General features: G+C 57.5%; 11 protein-coding genes and 1 tRNA gene. 1 reads left to right on the plus strand and 11 read right to left on the minus strand.

The genetic code is table 11. The features are described 5' to 3' along the window. Positions 1 to 15 precede the first annotated feature (15 nt). The 6 genes from ABD653_RS09760 to ABD653_RS09785 all read right to left on the minus strand — a co-directional run bounded on the left by ABD653_RS09760 (position 16) and on the right by ABD653_RS09785 (position 4,928). Positions 16 to 1,668, minus strand: coding sequence for a PAS domain-containing protein (locus tag ABD653_RS09760; RefSeq protein ID WP_160778500.1), 1,653 nt, complete (start codon positions 1,666 to 1,668; stop codon positions 16 to 18). A 109-nt stretch (positions 1,669 to 1,777) separates the two neighbouring features. Next, a complete protein-coding gene (locus ABD653_RS09765; RefSeq protein ID WP_325065371.1) occupies positions 1,778 to 2,194 on the minus strand; it encodes a DUF2141 domain-containing protein in 417 nt (138 codons plus the stop codon). 5 nt (positions 2,195 to 2,199) lie between these two features. Next, positions 2,200 to 2,922, minus strand: coding sequence for a sterol desaturase family protein (locus tag ABD653_RS09770; protein ID WP_160778502.1), 723 nt, complete (start codon positions 2,920 to 2,922; stop codon positions 2,200 to 2,202). Positions 2,923 to 2,964: 42 nt separating this feature from the next. Continuing rightward, positions 2,965 to 3,477 (minus strand): MmcB family DNA repair protein, encoded by a 513-nt coding sequence (locus ABD653_RS09775; protein WP_160780334.1) that lies wholly within the window; start codon positions 3,475 to 3,477, stop codon positions 2,965 to 2,967. Between the two features lie 51 nt (positions 3,478 to 3,528). Continuing rightward, positions 3,529 to 3,933, minus strand: coding sequence for a hypothetical protein (locus ABD653_RS09780; protein WP_234032133.1), 405 nt, complete (start codon positions 3,931 to 3,933; stop codon positions 3,529 to 3,531). 38 nt (positions 3,934 to 3,971) lie between these two features. After that, positions 3,972 to 4,928, minus strand: a complete 957-nt coding sequence (locus ABD653_RS09785; protein ID WP_160778503.1) for a sulfotransferase — start codon at positions 4,926 to 4,928, stop codon at positions 3,972 to 3,974. 114 nt (positions 4,929 to 5,042) lie between these two features. Here ABD653_RS09785 and ABD653_RS09790 point away from each other — a divergent pair. Further along, a tRNA-Arg gene (locus ABD653_RS09790) sits at positions 5,043 to 5,119 on the plus strand. Between the two features lie 2,508 nt (positions 5,120 to 7,627). Here the strand turns inward: ABD653_RS09790 and ABD653_RS09795 are convergent. The 5 genes from ABD653_RS09795 to ABD653_RS09815 form a co-directional block, all read right to left on the minus strand. Further along, on the minus strand, positions 7,628 to 10,246 hold the full coding sequence (locus tag ABD653_RS09795; protein WP_199801085.1) for an ATP-binding protein: 2,619 nt from the start codon (positions 10,244 to 10,246) through the stop codon (positions 7,628 to 7,630). A gap of 1,002 nt (positions 10,247 to 11,248) precedes the next feature. Beyond that, entirely contained in the window at positions 11,249 to 11,425 is a 177-nt protein-coding gene (locus ABD653_RS09800; RefSeq protein ID WP_160778505.1) for a helix-turn-helix domain-containing protein, read from the minus strand. Positions 11,426 to 11,556: 131 nt separating this feature from the next. After that, entirely contained in the window at positions 11,557 to 12,339 is a 783-nt protein-coding gene (locus ABD653_RS09805) for a hypothetical protein (RefSeq protein WP_160778506.1), read from the minus strand. Between the two features lie 76 nt (positions 12,340 to 12,415). Further along, positions 12,416 to 13,591 carry a tyrosine-type recombinase/integrase gene (locus ABD653_RS09810; RefSeq protein ID WP_199801086.1) on the minus strand — a complete coding sequence of 392 codons (1,176 nt, stop codon included), beginning with the start codon at positions 13,589 to 13,591 and terminating at the stop codon, positions 12,416 to 12,418. Positions 13,592 to 13,771: 180 nt separating this feature from the next. Then, the gene (locus tag ABD653_RS09815) at positions 13,772 to 15,310 is read right to left on the minus strand and encodes a long-chain-fatty-acid--CoA ligase (RefSeq protein WP_160778507.1); all 1,539 of its coding nucleotides are present in this window, start codon (positions 15,308 to 15,310) and stop codon (positions 13,772 to 13,774) included. Between the last annotated feature and the right edge of the window lie 63 nt (positions 15,311 to 15,373).

Here is a 15,373-nt window from a genome sequence, read left to right on the forward strand (position 1 = left end):
TGATATGTCCAGATTTTACCCGACGAGTTTTCGGCCAACACGTTCAATCAGAGGGACATCGTCACTCACTTCGCCAACGATCACGATTTCGCCCGTCTCGAGACGACGGATCATGACCACGCCGAATTCCGCTCCGTCACGATCTAGGTCTTCAAACGCCTTTGGTTCGATGGCGCGTAGCTTTTTGGCAAGCGCTTCCTTCGGGGCGTCAATGGCCTCAACCGGTTTGCCGCTTTCTTCGCGGCGAAGACGACGCTCGGCCTGAACAACACCTTTGAGGCCACCTTCGGCGCGGGACAGGAACCCGGCAAGGCTGCCGCGCTCGACACCGACGCGGTGGGCGTGGCTCAGAACTGCAGCGTATTCGGTCAGGCGGGTCTTGTCGTACTCGGCACCGAAAACCAGTTTCACAACCGGCGTCATCGGCGCACGATCCTGGACGGTCAGACCGCTTTCAGCGACCAGCTCGTCAAAATCGTCGGGCTCTTCCTCAGCGGCAATGCTGACATCATAGGCGCGGCCGACGGCGGCGTAGAGCGCCGCCCGGCTACGATCTTCGCTGGACCGGGCAGCCTGTGCCAGTTCCCGCGCGGATGCGAGACAATCGTGAAGGCCAAGCTCACCTGCATCAGATGGCTCGGCAATCGCGATAGAGGCGTCTTCTGCTGCGGCTTCGCTGTCAGGAGTATCGCTTGTCGCGAGGACGGGGCTGTCAGGATGATCTGAGATTTGTTCGCCAACCGGAGTGGACCAGTCGTCAGCCGTTTCCTCGGGCACAATATCGAAATCGCTTTCGAGCAAATCGTCTAGCCCTGCATCTTCCATTCCGAAGGATGGCATGGGCAAGTCGTCGGCTTCTGCGCCCGGCAGGGGCGCAAGATCGACCGGGGTCGACAGGTCGAGTGGCTTCTTGTTGGGCTTGTTGCGCAGGCCGGTAAGGCCGAGCGAGCCGGCATCAATGCCTTCCTCTTCATCATCTTGGGGCTGGTCGTCATTGGCGGACACAGCGTCTACCGAGGGGCCGTCGGCCCAATCGGTTACCGGATCAGGCGTCCGCATTGCGGCCGCTTCGGCCTCTTCTTCCAGCGCCTGGTCGATTTCCAGCAGCAACTCGTCAGTGGTCAGCTGGTCAGCCGTTTCTTTCCAGTTGATGACCCCATAAATGAAGTCGATCGTATCATCGTCGCTGGAAAACGGCAGGAGGATCCCGCGATACAGGATCGTGGCACCGCGCTGGTTCACGAATTCGGCTTCGAAGCCGATCGGGGCCTGATTGGCCAGGATCTGCATGTAGTGATCGGTGATGCGGCTCAACAAGGATCGGCTGGGAACATCGTCCAGCGTTTCTATCGGAGCTTCGGCACCACACTCGGTGGCCAGCTGGTCACCCAGATAATGGATTGCGGGATTCTCGATGCCCGAAGTGAAATCGAGCAGTACGCTATATGGGCCGAAATCCGGCAGCTCGTCTGGCGCCAGATCCTCGATCGAGGGAAAGTTGCGATCCTGCAGCAAGCTCGCCCAGTGATTATAGGCGCGCACCTGCATGCGCCGCTCGTCCTGTCCTACAGGACTCGGCGGGGCCTCGCGCGAGATATCATCCTCGCCATAATCATCATTGAGGCTATCTTCTTCAAATGACCCGAAATTTCCGCGCAGCGTGTCCATGACGTGCTTTGCCCCTGTTTTGGCTATCAGGGGCGTTTTGGCGCGACATGGTAAACATCCCGTTAAGTTGTGCCGGGATCATTTCGGGCGTCGGCAATCAGGGGCAATGTCACCTGAACAGGTAACGCATCCGGATGCGCTGAACTCCGGTTGTCTGGTCCACTGTAAACACCGCGTCAGCGAATTTTGGCGGCCCCATGCGGATCTTCGCATCGCGGGAAAAGCCGAAGCCTTCGCGCGGGATCATCAAGGTGCGGTCGGCCTTGCCATTGGCATTCTCGTCATGAAGCAGCGAGATTGCATATTCGCCGGGTGTGACCCCGCGAAACGTGAAGGTCACCGTGGTGGCAGCATCCACGGTCGCCGAAATGGCGTCGGGATCCTTGTCGCAATTGGGAAACGCTTTCGCCTTCCTGGTCAGGCAGGCGAGCACTTTTCCGTCGCCTGAGCGCAGATCGGTAACGGTCACTCTGACATTATGCGATTGCGCAGCGGCGCTACCGGTCGAAGCGAGTGCAGCGGCCACTGCAATTACTGCTGATAGGCATCGGCCAAGCCCCTGTCGGTTTTGCATATGCGGTCCCAAATTCTGAAATACAGCCCGTAATTGCAGCTATATCGTTCGTGATGCAGCTGATGATGGCTCGCTGTTATCAGCCAATTCCCTACCCGGGAATGAACAAGCCAGCGAGGAAACAATTCCCACCCCATATGGTTGGTGACACCCATGATGGTCATGATCGTCAGCACGATGCCCAGCATCGCGACATGGATGGGGATCAGGAAAACCAGCGCGGGAATAACGACAGCACCGGTGAGCGCCTCGATCGGATGGAAACTCATCGCTGCCCATGCCGTTGGCGGCCGGCTCGCATGGTGGACGGCATGAGCGATTTTGAACGGGCGCGGGGCGTGCATCCAGCGATGTGTCCAGTAAAACCACGTGTCATGCGCGAGCAAATAGAGCAGGATCGAGACGGGAAGATACCACAGGGGATAGGTATTCCAGTTGGAATAGACCTGCGTCCAGCCCAGGTTTTGCCAACCCCAGGCGATGATGCCCGCAGGCACGCCATAGATTGCAGTCGAGGCAAGGGACCAGGCAATCTCGCTGTGCATCTGCGATCCAAGCTTCGCATAATATCCGGGCCGGACCCGCGTCGTTAGCCACGCAAAGCCACCACTGGTCAGCAGATAGCGAAGCGCAACGATCACTGTCATTGCCAGCGCGGAAAGGAGGATCGGCATCATCATTTCGGCTGGCTTATGCCTTGGTGGATACCAAGATGGTAGTGCCTAATCGCTCAGGCCCCAGGGCTCACAATGGGGATCACCCAGAACCGTCAATCGCCGCATGGCCGCGCGCGACAAGCGCTCGATTTCTACTTTGCGCCTTGCAGCGGCAAGCGGCCGCGTCGGAGCAGGGCGGACGATTTCGGCGTCATACCCGTCGGCGACGATAATGCCGCAGTCCTCGGGGCGATATCCGTCTGTTTCCAGGGGCGAATGATCGATATGGGGGGCGATGCCCCAGTAGAACCGGTCGCAATGGTCGAGATAGTCGGGCCACTTGTTGTCACCGAGCAGATCGGCCCTCGCCACTTTGATTTCTACGATCACGACCTGTCCCTTGGGGTCGACGCCCATCAGATCTGCGCGCCTGCCACCCTTCAACGGCATTTCTGCCAGAGACCAAATGTTGTTGCGCGCGAACAATCGCATGATCCCACGCGCAACCGCTGCAGAATCAACTGCCAGCGCTTCGGCGGGGGATGGGTCTTGGGTGGGGGGAGCGATCGTGGGCGACATGAAGCGATAATGGAACAGACAGCGAACGAATGTCAACTGATCTGAGCTGACCTAGGCGCTTCGACGAGGTCCCAGCGTGCCGGTATCGGGGACCAGGCCGAGAACAGCGGTGCGGGCCCGGTGGAATTCGTGCCACAAGGTAAGTGCTGGAACCTTTGCGTCCTGACCGCGGGCATTGACTGCCAGCAAGGCTGTCACGCCTGGCTGCATCATCGCGGTGAGATCGGCGATCGTTTGTTCAGCCAGCTCGAAACGCCATCCGCCGGCATCTTTGATAAGAGCAGGAAAATTGCGGATCTGGGCGCTGGTGCGTTCTGGTGCCAGCCCGGCCATGGCAGCGACAGCAGCGGCGGCATCCTGCAATGCGGTCCACTGTACACTCAGCGATTGCGCGGGATTGCGCGCAGAGGCGTCCCTCATCGCTGGATCGGAAAAATTGGTGCGTGATGCGCTCATGATGGGCACGCCATAGGCCCATCCCACTTGCCAAATCGCTAATGCGACCAGTCGAAATCGTTGTATCCCAGGCGCGCCGCCAGTTCGCCTGTCTGCTCTTGCAGGAGGGCAATATCATCGGCGCCGAGCCTTTCGCGCCATTTGTTAGTCGCGGCAGCGCCATCGCGGCGGATATAGGAACCACCCGCGTGATCGTCTGATTGAGCCTGGAGATTCTTCGCCACCAAACGTCCGGTTGATGGAGTAGGCTGCGCATGGGCGAAGGCGAACAGGCGATCAATGGCTGCTTGTGTGTTGCTTACCATATCCTCTTGCCGGACCGTCATTGTGCGCGCATCGGGCACGAGATAGCGGGCAGCGAAACCATAGATGACGCGCCACAGCAGTGCGGCCTGTTCGATGGCCGGCGGGTTGGAGGCGGCAAATCTGCAAATCTCATCAGCCTCGTCCGGCACGGTTTCGAGCAGACTGTGCTGGGACGCCAGGTCGGAAAAATCAAACTGGCCGGCTTTCCGGATCATGCTTTCCGCGAACCCGGCTGGATGGCGAAGGGTGAGCACCACTTTCATACCGAGCTCTTGCTGCAGGGTCCTCGCGGAGAACGCGAGAAACGGATCCTTGAGAACGGCGGGTCGCGCGGACAACACGAACGGCATCTTGCGCTGGCAGTACCGGGCCACCTGCCCGACCTCTTGTGGCGTCCGCACGCTAGACAAGCGATCAAGGACCTGAGCGGGAAAGGAATTGCGGTCGAGGAAAACGGCCAGTGCCTGCGCCAATTCTTCAAACCGGTCCGTCCCGTAATACTCGTACCACCGCGGCGGGCGCAGGGAGTCGTAGCTCAGAGTTGGCTCGGGATTGAGCGGCTCGTGCAGCAAATGGTACTCATCCGCGGTGGCCAGAAGAGCGCCGGTGAGCGTGGTCATGGAATAATGCGTGCCGGTCACAATCACCGACCGGCTCAGCAGGTCGAAAGGGTTGGCGGCCGGTTCCATACAGCGAAGCTAAGCCATGCCAGCGGGCCTGTGACAAGCACGCCGGTGCTTTTATCGGTGGCGCGGCGCAGTTGCCTTTGCTAGACGCGCGCCGCGCTCAGGCGATTTGCATGCGCACCCGTAGCTCAGCTGGATAGAGCGCTGCCCTCCGAAGGCAGAGGTCACAGGTTCGAATCCTGTCGGGTGCGCCAGTTTTTCAACGACTTAGTGAGACGTCGCTCATTCCGTATGGAATGAGTATGGAAAACATGGGGTCGGACTTGTCATCGTTCTATGCGATCTGAGGGGCGCATGATCGAACAGTCTAGGGGCGGCCGACAGTTCAGAAATGCGCGGGTCCTACCTATTGGTTGCGCCTGCTTGAGGCGCTAGCTGACCGCTTCTTCTCGGGCTTCTTTGCATTCAGGACTTAAGCTCGGTTTGAAGTTCCTGTTCAAGCAATGCTGTCTGGCGACTCGGGCCGGAAAGGCTATAGCTTTGCGCCCTAATCTCGGTCGTCAGAGTGGATTGACTGACCACCCGAGAGCGGACATCGAATAAGTCTCCATCCGAAGGCAATGGCCAGAGATTGGCAACCTTTCAGGGCACCATTACTACAGCAATCTGGCGAAAACGATTCCGCTTTGTATCGAATGAGCATGGGGAAGGGCTGACCAAATCGCGTCTCTAGAAGCTACGAGATTGGCGACGACTCCTGTGCTCCAATTAGGAGCCGAGGCGACTTATCTCGCTTTGGAGCCGTTTTGACCATCTCGCGTTGCGAAGCAGGCCCGAGTGCCGAATTGCGAGCCTCTGGCAGCCTGGCATGCTCTTGATGATCTGTTGAATGGATGCGAAGAGCGAATGCGGAACCCTCCCGCTGATATAGACACTGGTGACACAATTGAGATCTAGTGGGACCGGGTATGTGTCAGAGTATTCCGTCGCGCTTGCGCGGACGGCGATCCGGTACTCTTTTTCAAAACGATATACGCTTCGCTTCATGAATGGCAGGCGGTCGTTACTCAAGATGCTTTGGTTCAATTCCCTCCACTGCACATATGACATCGGACCGTGCGCTATTCCAAGTGCGTCGAGCTGGGCGCTAAGCCTCTCTTCACTGAAGCGAACACACGCACCTTGACCGCTATCGGCAAATACCTGCCAATGGTGGGCGGTCTCATTTCCCTGAGCCATGCACGCGGCGAACACTTTGCTCTCTGGCTCGCTCCGCTCCCAAACTTCCATCACTTCTCGGTCGTTTCGATCTTCCCAATGGCTTGGACTGATCAACACAAGCCGTTTATGAAGAAGTAAGTCCAATGCTGCTGGAATGGACGTGTATCTAGAGAGTGTAGCCATTGGTTCGGTCCTCGATATTGTCGGGTCCTTACCGCGACATTTTTCATAGCTTGCGGCTGGGCGCCGCTCTTGAACCGTTTGTAGCTCGACCGACGAACAGCGTTAATGGCAGCGCCTCCAATAGCCTTCTCTTGGAATTGTTCGCTGTTCCGCCAAACAACAGCCCTAAGCTAGTTTCTGGAAGGTAAGGACCGTCTCAGTTCGCATTCGCTTCTGCAGGGGGTTCGCGGTGGAACCACCAACCGGGAGGTATCGCCTATTCTCAGGCAGCTTCCGCTCTGACTCATCAACTAGGGTCAATCCGTGTTTCTCTGAGAGTGCCTTCATGCAGTCTGAGTTGCTGACAAAGGTGCCCTTCAAGCAACTGTTTCCGACGACGTAGGTTGCTTTTCCGCTCGGCTTAAGGACCCGCGCGCAACGCGAGGCTAGCCGATCAAGGTCGCAAATATATCGGTCGATCATTCCGAGTTGGCGAGAGCTAAGTGTATCACCATCGAGCATTATCGCTCTAATCCCATCAATCTCGCGTCGGCTAAGCGGCGGATCGATGGACTTCTCGGCGCCAATGCTGTGCGACCGGATCTGACTTAGGCTTCCTATCGCGTGGCCCAGCCAAACTAGCGCGAGCTTATGTCCTCGCATGTAGTCGATCGCATTCAAGTAGGGCGGTGAAGTCACGATCGCGTCGATCGACTGGCTACGAACGCCCCTCAGGTCCCGCGCATCGCCGTGACGTACCGTGAACGTGGCGGCCTTGGGCACCAGATTGCAGATTCGCTCTACCTTCACCGCCGCGTCCCTCAGCCCCCAAAAAACATCGTACTCGGAGCCTGCCCGAGTCCGATGTGGCCGACTGTGTGAGGTGTCGCTCGCCAATGAGGCACCACCCGATTTCGTTATGATCGTGCGGCTCAGGCAGAGACGCAGCACGTCAAGAAGGTCACGCTCCCGCCGGCGAAGCCGTCGCGATTCAATATCATTGAGATGCCATGCAATTTTTGCCAACTGAGACCTCTGAGGTTCAGCGAACCAAAACTCCATAAAATCTTTAGTCTTCTCGCAAGCCCAAGGAAGATCATCGAGGCCCCTGTCCGAATTTCTAGCAACGTTAATCAACTCGTCGCAGTATTGCGTGAGTGCACCGCTAGGAACATGGGTGGACCATACCTTGGTCATAAGGACGGCAAGAGGGTCCAAGTCATACCCTATGGCTGTATGTCCACGCTCGATTGCCTGTCGAACGACAACGCCTGACCCAGACATTGGATCTAGAATCGTGGCATTCTCACCGATCCCTTCAAGAGCAGCGATCGCAAGCTCTGGTGCCATCCTGGCAGGGAATGGATGCGGGGACTTGATCATTTCCCTGCATCGGCTGCTTTGCTGAGACTTTCAAGTTGAACATTCACCGCTTCGGCCACTCGGTCTGCGCTGGCATTGATGATGACCTTGTCTTCATCGGTTCCAACCAAGTCCGGAACGATAACAGCAAGACCCTTCGCCAGCGAAACTACGTCCCGGTCTTGGACTTCCTTTGCCCCCAGCTCACGCCTGCATATATGTGCGATGAGTGACGCCGACAGTGCATCGGGCACTTCCTTACGCAGCCGCTGGATCGATTCAAGAAAAGTATCAAGAGTCAATCTGTTGTCACTCTGTAAACTGTCTTCGAGATGATCGACCCAATCGGAAACCATGCTTGGGTCGTATAGTTTGAACAACTCCTCAAGCTTGGTAAGCGGTATCGCTCCGTACTTGGCCGTAAACTCAAGAAGCCGCCCAAGGTCCTTGGCGACAATTGGAGTGATCTGAAGTTGGCCGCAGCGAGTGATAACGGCTCCGTCTTGAAAGCCCGGAGCGACAACCAGCGCATACTGTGCATTATAGCGCTCCTTGTGCTCGTTCACTCCGTCAAGGCTCAGATTGCCAGTCTTAGAGGCTTCGCCCTTCGCGCTCTTGGCATCATAAGTCACCCGATACGCGGGCGGGTTTGGGTTATTGGCTGTCGGCGCCACTCTTGTGGGATACGGAAACGCATCTGCATACCCTTCTGGCTCACCCGGCTTACCAAGCGGCGTCACGTCAAATCCCAGGTAACTGAGGGCATCTGTTACGACTGCTTCCAAGCGTTTGTGATTTTTGTGATCGTTCTGCGTTGCAAGAAGCAGCGAAGCGATATGGTGGCCTGATCTCCGCGTTTGTCTAGCACGGTACCGAAGGAGCTTATCACGGTAATCGCGCACGCCCTTGAGCACGTCCGCATCAACTCCCTGCTCCAGAGCGTAAACATCGGTCAACAAATTGACCATTGCAAAGGTGCGAATGAGTTCTTTTTCTGCCTTCTTGCTATGCTCAAGCACGAATGGGTGCTTGTTATTCACGACAACAGCGCTGTCGCTGATGCGAAACTTGACGAACTCGTCGTCACCAGTCGCCTCATACCTCACTTCGCCAAGCGCATTGCTGATGTCTTCGGCGGTCTGCGACCGCCACCGCTCGTTGGCAGCGGTGCGGTCGGTCAAGTCTCTTTCATCAAACATCTCTGGGATTGCAGCAGAGTTTGCGAGAGTGTCCGAGACGATTGATCTGAGGGGATTTAGCGAGATCACCCCGAGAGCTTTGACAAGCAAGTCACCGCCATCTGACAAGCCAGCGTCCGGGTCTGAATCGTACTTCGTTCGGACTAGATTGAATGTGCGTCGGAGGAACGCACGAAAGATGGCGATTTGTCGCGTTTCTTTGAACTGTTCTCGGTTTGTGATCAGACTGGTGTTCAGGCCATCCGCCCGGACTGCCATTCTGAATCGTGCCCAAGCAGCATGGCTGAGGTTTTCCTCTCCAAAACTTGGATCGCTTTGGTTCACGACACGGCCAAGAACATTCACATGGAAGCCATTCGAAGCACCTCTCGTCTCACTCTTGCCGGTGCTTATTTTGTCTTCGAACAGCCGAACTGTGCCAGTTATTTTGCCGATACCGTCAATTATAGCATGAGGTTCAGGCGACGAATGGAACGTCACTGGGATCACTTCGGTTGCGTCCTCATGGGCCTCACTGTCGTTGTTCTCGTCTTCATCGTCGGTTGCGGCGTTCTTCTTAACAAGCCGAACCTCAGAAAATTCGAGGTCTGGCCCGATGACCCATTCCCGCAGGACAGGGCTATCCATCTTTGATGAGCGCAGAAATTCACCATTCAATGAGATTGCCATTTCCGAACCAAATGGGAGTGCAGTCGACAGCATTCGCCTAAGAATGCCAATCTTCAACTCTCGGCCAGAGGGTTTGAGATCCGAAAGGATAGCTAGAGTCCAGGTACCACTTGGCGGGCGATCGAATGAAGTTTCGCCAGCCCCAAACTCATCATCATCTTCCTCAAGCTCCGGCGCGGGAATGCCGTCCTCAATCAACTTGAGGATCTCTTCGCCGTCTGAGATCTCAGACACAACCGCCCTGAGCTCCGTCTCGGTCACTTCAAAGATGTCAAGGCCGAGCTGACTAACCAGCTTGTCCTCGCTGCCTTCATTCTGGACTTGCCCATAGTCCATCGTGACGCGACGGATCTTGCCGTCACTTGCCTTGCAGAAATAAGTTAGTTTGTTGGCTAGGACGTAGGTGGCCAGTTTGCCGATGCCGAACTTCCCGATAACCGGCCGCCCATAGGCCACACTTTGTGTTTCTTTTGCAGAGAAGGCGATATGCCACAGGGCCTTAAGCCCCCCCTCGTTCATTGAGACGCCATTATCCAGAACGCTCAGGGTTGCCGCTGGCGAGTATAGGTCAGATGACACCCTGACATCGACGTTCGATGCGCCCGCGTCCCACCCGTTAGAGATCAATTCCTCGAAGGCTTTTTGCGGTGAGCTATAGAGTTGCTCACTAAAGTGCTCCAAGAAACGAGTGCTTATCTCAACAGAAATTTCGTCAGTCTTCTTGCCAACTTGATCAAGTCGAACTGCGCTTTTGCTTTGTGAACTCACAAACAAGACCTCCTGTACCGAGCACTAGAAGCGTTGAGTTGTTCCTTCAAGTGTGGGAACACGCTTGTCGGACACGGGACAGTCGAGGACTGCTCCAATGGGTTCACCTCGTCCGAGTCCGAATTCTCTACAATCTGTCAGTAGAGCAATTGGCCGTTGTGGCTCACAGTGCTGCGAGTGATTGCAACAACCGTCTTGGGGCGATGCTCCCAAGGCCGTTTGCCTTCTGATCCTGCTCCTATCTGAGATAGAGTTCTGTTCTCTGGGCCGGAGTGGAGTCGGCATTGATTGTAGTCGTGCCGCCGGGTCGAGATCCATTTGGAAATCAGACCCTGAAGCCTAGCCGCTTTTCCTTTCTGACCAACTTGGTAGGAATTCTGCCATATTGGCTTCTCTCCGTACTGGAAACCGAAACCGCAATTGCTTTCAGTTTGGTACAGTCTCAGCCCAGAGTGTCGGGATTCAATGCCGGCAATCAACCTGAATCGCGGAGGCCCTCACGCACCGGGGCTGACCAGCCTGAGAGTACATCCAACTCACAATTCCTCCGAAGCCAGGCACAGCTACCCCACCCGTTTGGGCCACCTCACAAGGAATCCTTGCTGGGCGAAACGGATTAACCCACTGGCACTCTCTGACATGTTTACCGCGCATCCGTATCGTGGATCATTCGGGGCCCCCACCGTTGGCCGTCCGGCCTGCCGTGGTCGCAGTCGGCTCACCGATGAAAGCCGTGGCGTTTGAGCGCGTATATCCGCATTGCCATCCAGCGAGGCTTTGCGAGGGGCGGGTGATACCCCCATGCCATCGACCCGTCAGAGTGGATCACTCTCTTTGCGGGCTCACCCTTGTCCGGATGCCTAGCAACTCGGAAGCGATGGACTTACCCAAGGCAGCTTCATTTAGTGGAGCGGGAGGAAGCGCCAATTCGCATAAACCGCTGGCCGCCAATCGTGACCAGGCACGGCTGGCGACGTAGATCGGGATAGGGTCGTGTCTCGGTTAGTTGGTGGAACTTGGAAGGCTTGCCGCCCACGCTTCTGCGTCGGCGACCGCGATGCGCGTGGAGCGTCCGATCTTACGGATAGGGATGCGCTTGGCTGCCACCTCGCGGTAGAACGCGGAATGGCTGATGCTGTAGCGGTCCTTGAATTCCGCCACGGTCAATAGTTGGCTCATAGTCAGCTTCCATGCCTCTGTAGAGACTGCGCGGAATTGCGCAGCGCCTCAGGGCATGGCTTGGGATTCCACGGAACAGGGTGGCGATTGCAGCAACGGGGATGCGAAAGTTCGCGCGCTTGTTGCGGCAATCAGGGATAGCGCATTATCTGCGCGACCTTTCCGCGCAGATTCCTCACTCTCATTGCTACGTTATCAGGATTGATCGAAGCCTCAGGATCATCAGAATAAGCGGTCGCAAACTCTGCAATCGCCTTCCACGGTAGCTTTGGAGACAAGACGGCGGGCCTCGGGAAGTGGTTTCCTCCTGCGCGATGCTCATCCTTGCGGAAACCTGTCACGAGGTCCGCAAGCACCAGCGCAACAGCGATTTCGCGCTCGGGCAGACGAGGAATTGTATCGTAGAGCAGCGGACCAAAGCGCACCGGGGAACGGTCAACGCGCGACCAGCGTTTTTCCAACTCGCGAAGCGCATTGGCTACCGCATTGCAGCTATCCTTGTGTTCCAGTTCAAATTTGGCGTGCGGACAAAACTCAGCGGCTATTGAGACGCCCAATTCTCGTTCAGCCCTTCTGAAACTTGACCTACCAATTGCCTGCCGGAATGCCTGAGTAGCCTTCACCAGCGATGGCCGGTGCCTCGCGTCCTGCTTTCTCGCGGCAATCTGATCCCTGTCAGCTTGCCAATCGTGGGCCTGCCATTTCGCGCAAGCCTCAATGAGAAAGTGCCTGAGCGGGAAGAAGCCGCTTGCAGCATTGTCGGGCCAGCTTGGACCGGCCCAATCAGCGAGCGAAAATGAGGCGGCGTGATAGCGCTCTGGAATCGGCGCTCTGCCCGGCGCAACCCATAGCGGGGTAACGCCTTCGAAATAGGTTGAGCTCACGGCATCTGGGCGATTGCGAGGCTTGGCCATGTTTAGACAACGGCAGCGGCGATGCCGCCTTCCATTCCCCCGATAGTGTCATTCCCACGGTAGGGCTGCTCCCACCTCACAGCGCAAGTTCCCCAAGCGCCTTCACCGCCGCATCGCTGGCTAGGTGCCCGTAGTGGCGCTCGATCATCTCGGCGCTCGTGCCCGAAATTTGCGCAATAGTGAGTAGCGGCAATCCCGCGCTCACAAGGTCCGTTATGGTGCTATGGCGCAAGGTGTAGGCAGTGGCATCGGCTGGTAGCTCGGCAGCAGTTACGGCGGTTGCAATGGGCCGTTTCCAGCTATCCTTGTCCCATGCCTTGCCGTTAGCGCGCATGAAGAGCGGAGCGCCTGGCAGCTTGTTCTTGGCCTGCTTGGCGAGCAGTTGCGCTGCCTCCTGCGGCAACTGAATGCGGCGCGGTTTCCCGGTCTTGTCCTTGCCGATGGTGAGTTCCGCCGTGCGCTTGTCGAAGTCGCCAGCGGTGAGCGCCGCCATAGCTCCGGGACGAAGCGGCAAGAGGCACAAGGCGCGGACAAACGGCGCTGCCTCTGCATCGGTGCTCTCGATCAGTTTCTTGCGCTGCTTGCGGTCCAGATAGAGCGTGCGGCGTCCGTTGGCGTTGGGAATGGCCTTCAAGGCTTCCTGCCATGCCGCTTCGCTATTCGGTGCGCCGGGTGACAGAACCTTGCTCAAAGCCGCTCGTAGTACGGCCATGTCCCGATTGACGGTGGATGGTGCCCGCTCGCGCTCGACCGGATCGCCCTTCTTGCGTCGGCTCACCAATGCAGGTTGTGCTTCCAGCCGCTCGCGCCATTCCTTGACGTGACGGCGGCGCAGCTTGTCCAGCTTCACCTTGGCGATTGCATCCTCATAGACGTAGCGCTTGAAGCGCTGCTCGGCTTCCGGGCGGTCCTTGGCATACTCACGGCAGGCATCGGCAACGGTTTCGATCTTTGCGCGGATTTCTCCGCCCGATTCCACAAGCTCGGCAAGCTTCTCTGCTTCCATCTTGGCTGCTGCGAACATCGCGTTGCCGGGCAGCGTGCCGAAATCGCCAAGCGACTTCACCTGATAGCGGCTGGCATCCTCGTCATAGACGCGGGCAATCCATGTGCCCTTGCCCCCGCGCTTGGAGGGCCTGAAGCCAAGGAAGCATCCGGCGCGCAACCTTTGCCAGTGCGGCTCGCGTTGCACTTTCAACCGCTCCCGGTTGCCGACTTTGCTCAGGTCCAATGCCACTACCTGTTCCCTCATTCCGTTCCGTATGGAATGCGTATGGAATACATGCAGGGATTATCGGGAACAAGCAGAGATAGGAAATGACGCTATTTCAGGGCTTTCAGTGTTTCAGCTTGTCCCGCATTGTGCGGAAACTCTGCACTCCGAAGGCAGAGGTCACAGGTTCGAATCCTGTCGGGTGCGCCATTGCGTGCGCTAATTTACCGCCCTCTCTTTTCCTTCCCAATACGGTGCACGCAATTCACGGCGCAGGATTTTGCCGGACGGATTGCGTGGAAGGGCTTCGATGAAATCAACCGATTTCGGGCATTTGAAACCGGCAATCCGTTCCCGGGCATGGCCGATGATGCTGTCTTCGCTTGGGGTGCAACCTGGCTTCGCGACGACGACGGCCTTGACGGTCTCGCCCCACTTTTCGTCAGGAACGCCAATCACGGCAACATCGGCAACTTCATCATGCCCGAACAGGGCGCTTTCGACTTCTGCCGGATAGACGTTCTCGCCGCCGGAGATAATCATGTCCTTGATCCGGTCCTGGATGTAGAGATAGCCTTCCTCATCCACGATCCCGGCGTCACCGGTACGCAACCAGCCATCGCCGGTCAGCGTCTTGGCGTTCTCTTCCGGCCGGTTCCAGTATTCGAGCATGGTGGTCGGGCTCTTGATCAGCACTTCGCCGATTTCGCCTGTCGGCACTGGCGTCAAACTCTCGTCGACGATCTGGATTTCTACGCCTGGCAGGGGCTTGCCGGCACTGCGCATGACTCTCTCACGGCCCGGGCGATGATCGTCCGGCGGGAGACTGACCACTGTGCCATAGGTTTCGGTCATTCCATAGAGCTGGGCAAATTCGCAGCCGAGCCGCTCGACACCTTCTTTGAGAAGGTCGAGCGGGATCGGGCTCGCACCATAGGTCAGCCCCTTGATCGAAGAGAAGTCGGCGTCATTGGCGTCGGGATGCGATAGCAGCACGCGGATGGCAGCAGGCACGAGGAATATCCATTTGACGCGGTAGTCGCGGATATCCTTGATCGTCAGAGCTGGATCGAATTCGGCGTGGACGATCAGTTCCTGGCCCGCGAGAGCCGCCCCGGCAGCCGAGCCGACGCCAGCGATGTGGCCATACGGCATGGCAAGGATCATCGTGTCGCCCGGATCGGCATTGTACCAGTAGATGTCGTTCTCTTGCAGGATGGGCCGCATCGCCGTGCCATTATAGTGGCTCAGGACAACGCCTTTCGGCATGCCGGTGGTGCCTGATGTATACAGCTGCAAGAACGGATCTTGTGCAGTTACCTGAGTGGCGACGCCGCTGTCGGATTGGGCATCGCGCCAAGCTTCGAACTCGCGTTCCATCACGATTTTCTGGCCGTCGAAGGGGACGCTTTCGAACCCTTCCTCGACGAACAAGATCGTGGCGCCAGCATCTTTGGTGATAAAGTCGACCTCTGGTGCTGCCAGGCGCCAGATCACAGGCACAAAGACATAGCCGCCCCGTGCGCAGCCCAACGCAAGCTCCACTGCGTGATCGCTGTTCTTGCCCAGATAGGCGATCCGGTCGCCCTTGGAGTATCCTTTGGCCGCCAGTCCATTGGCGATCTGGTCGGCATGGCGATCAAACGCGGCGTAGTCGGTCACCCGGTCTCCAAACCGCAAGGCGATCTGGTCGGGCCGTTCCTGGGCATGCGCTGCGAGGGCTTCTCCGAACGTTTGCGGGTGAAGGGTGGTCGCCATTGTCCGTTACTCTCCTGTCGGGGCCGAATCGGCCTTCTCGTTGTGTGTGATCCTGTCCGCAGG

This window comes from Parerythrobacter jejuensis, assembly GCF_039536765.1.
Lineage (GTDB): Bacteria > Pseudomonadota > Alphaproteobacteria > Sphingomonadales > Sphingomonadaceae > Parerythrobacter > Parerythrobacter jejuensis.

Bases quoted from the DNA above. Each gene is read 5' to 3' on its own strand.
- ABD653_RS09760 (WP_160778500.1), bottom strand. From the start codon at position 1,668: ATGGACACGCTGCGCGGAAATTTCGGGTCATTTGAAGAAGATAGCCTC.
- ABD653_RS09770 (WP_160778502.1), bottom strand. From the start codon at position 2,922: ATGATGATGCCGATCCTCCTTTCCGCGCTGGCAATGACAGTGATCGTT.
- ABD653_RS09775 (WP_160780334.1), bottom strand. From the start codon at position 3,477: ATGTCGCCCACGATCGCTCCCCCCACCCAAGACCCATCCCCCGCCGAA.
- ABD653_RS09780 (WP_234032133.1), bottom strand. From the start codon at position 3,933: ATGAGCGCATCACGCACCAATTTTTCCGATCCAGCGATGAGGGACGCC.
- ABD653_RS09785 (WP_160778503.1), bottom strand. From the start codon at position 4,928: ATGGAACCGGCCGCCAACCCTTTCGACCTGCTGAGCCGGTCGGTGATT.
- ABD653_RS09800 (WP_160778505.1), bottom strand. From the start codon at position 11,425: ATGAGCCAACTATTGACCGTGGCGGAATTCAAGGACCGCTACAGCATC.
- ABD653_RS09805 (WP_160778506.1), bottom strand. From the start codon at position 12,339: ATGGCCAAGCCTCGCAATCGCCCAGATGCCGTGAGCTCAACCTATTTC.
- ABD653_RS09810 (WP_199801086.1), bottom strand. From the start codon at position 13,591: ATGAGGGAACAGGTAGTGGCATTGGACCTGAGCAAAGTCGGCAACCGG.
- ABD653_RS09815 (WP_160778507.1), bottom strand. From the start codon at position 15,310: ATGGCGACCACCCTTCACCCGCAAACGTTCGGAGAAGCCCTCGCAGCG.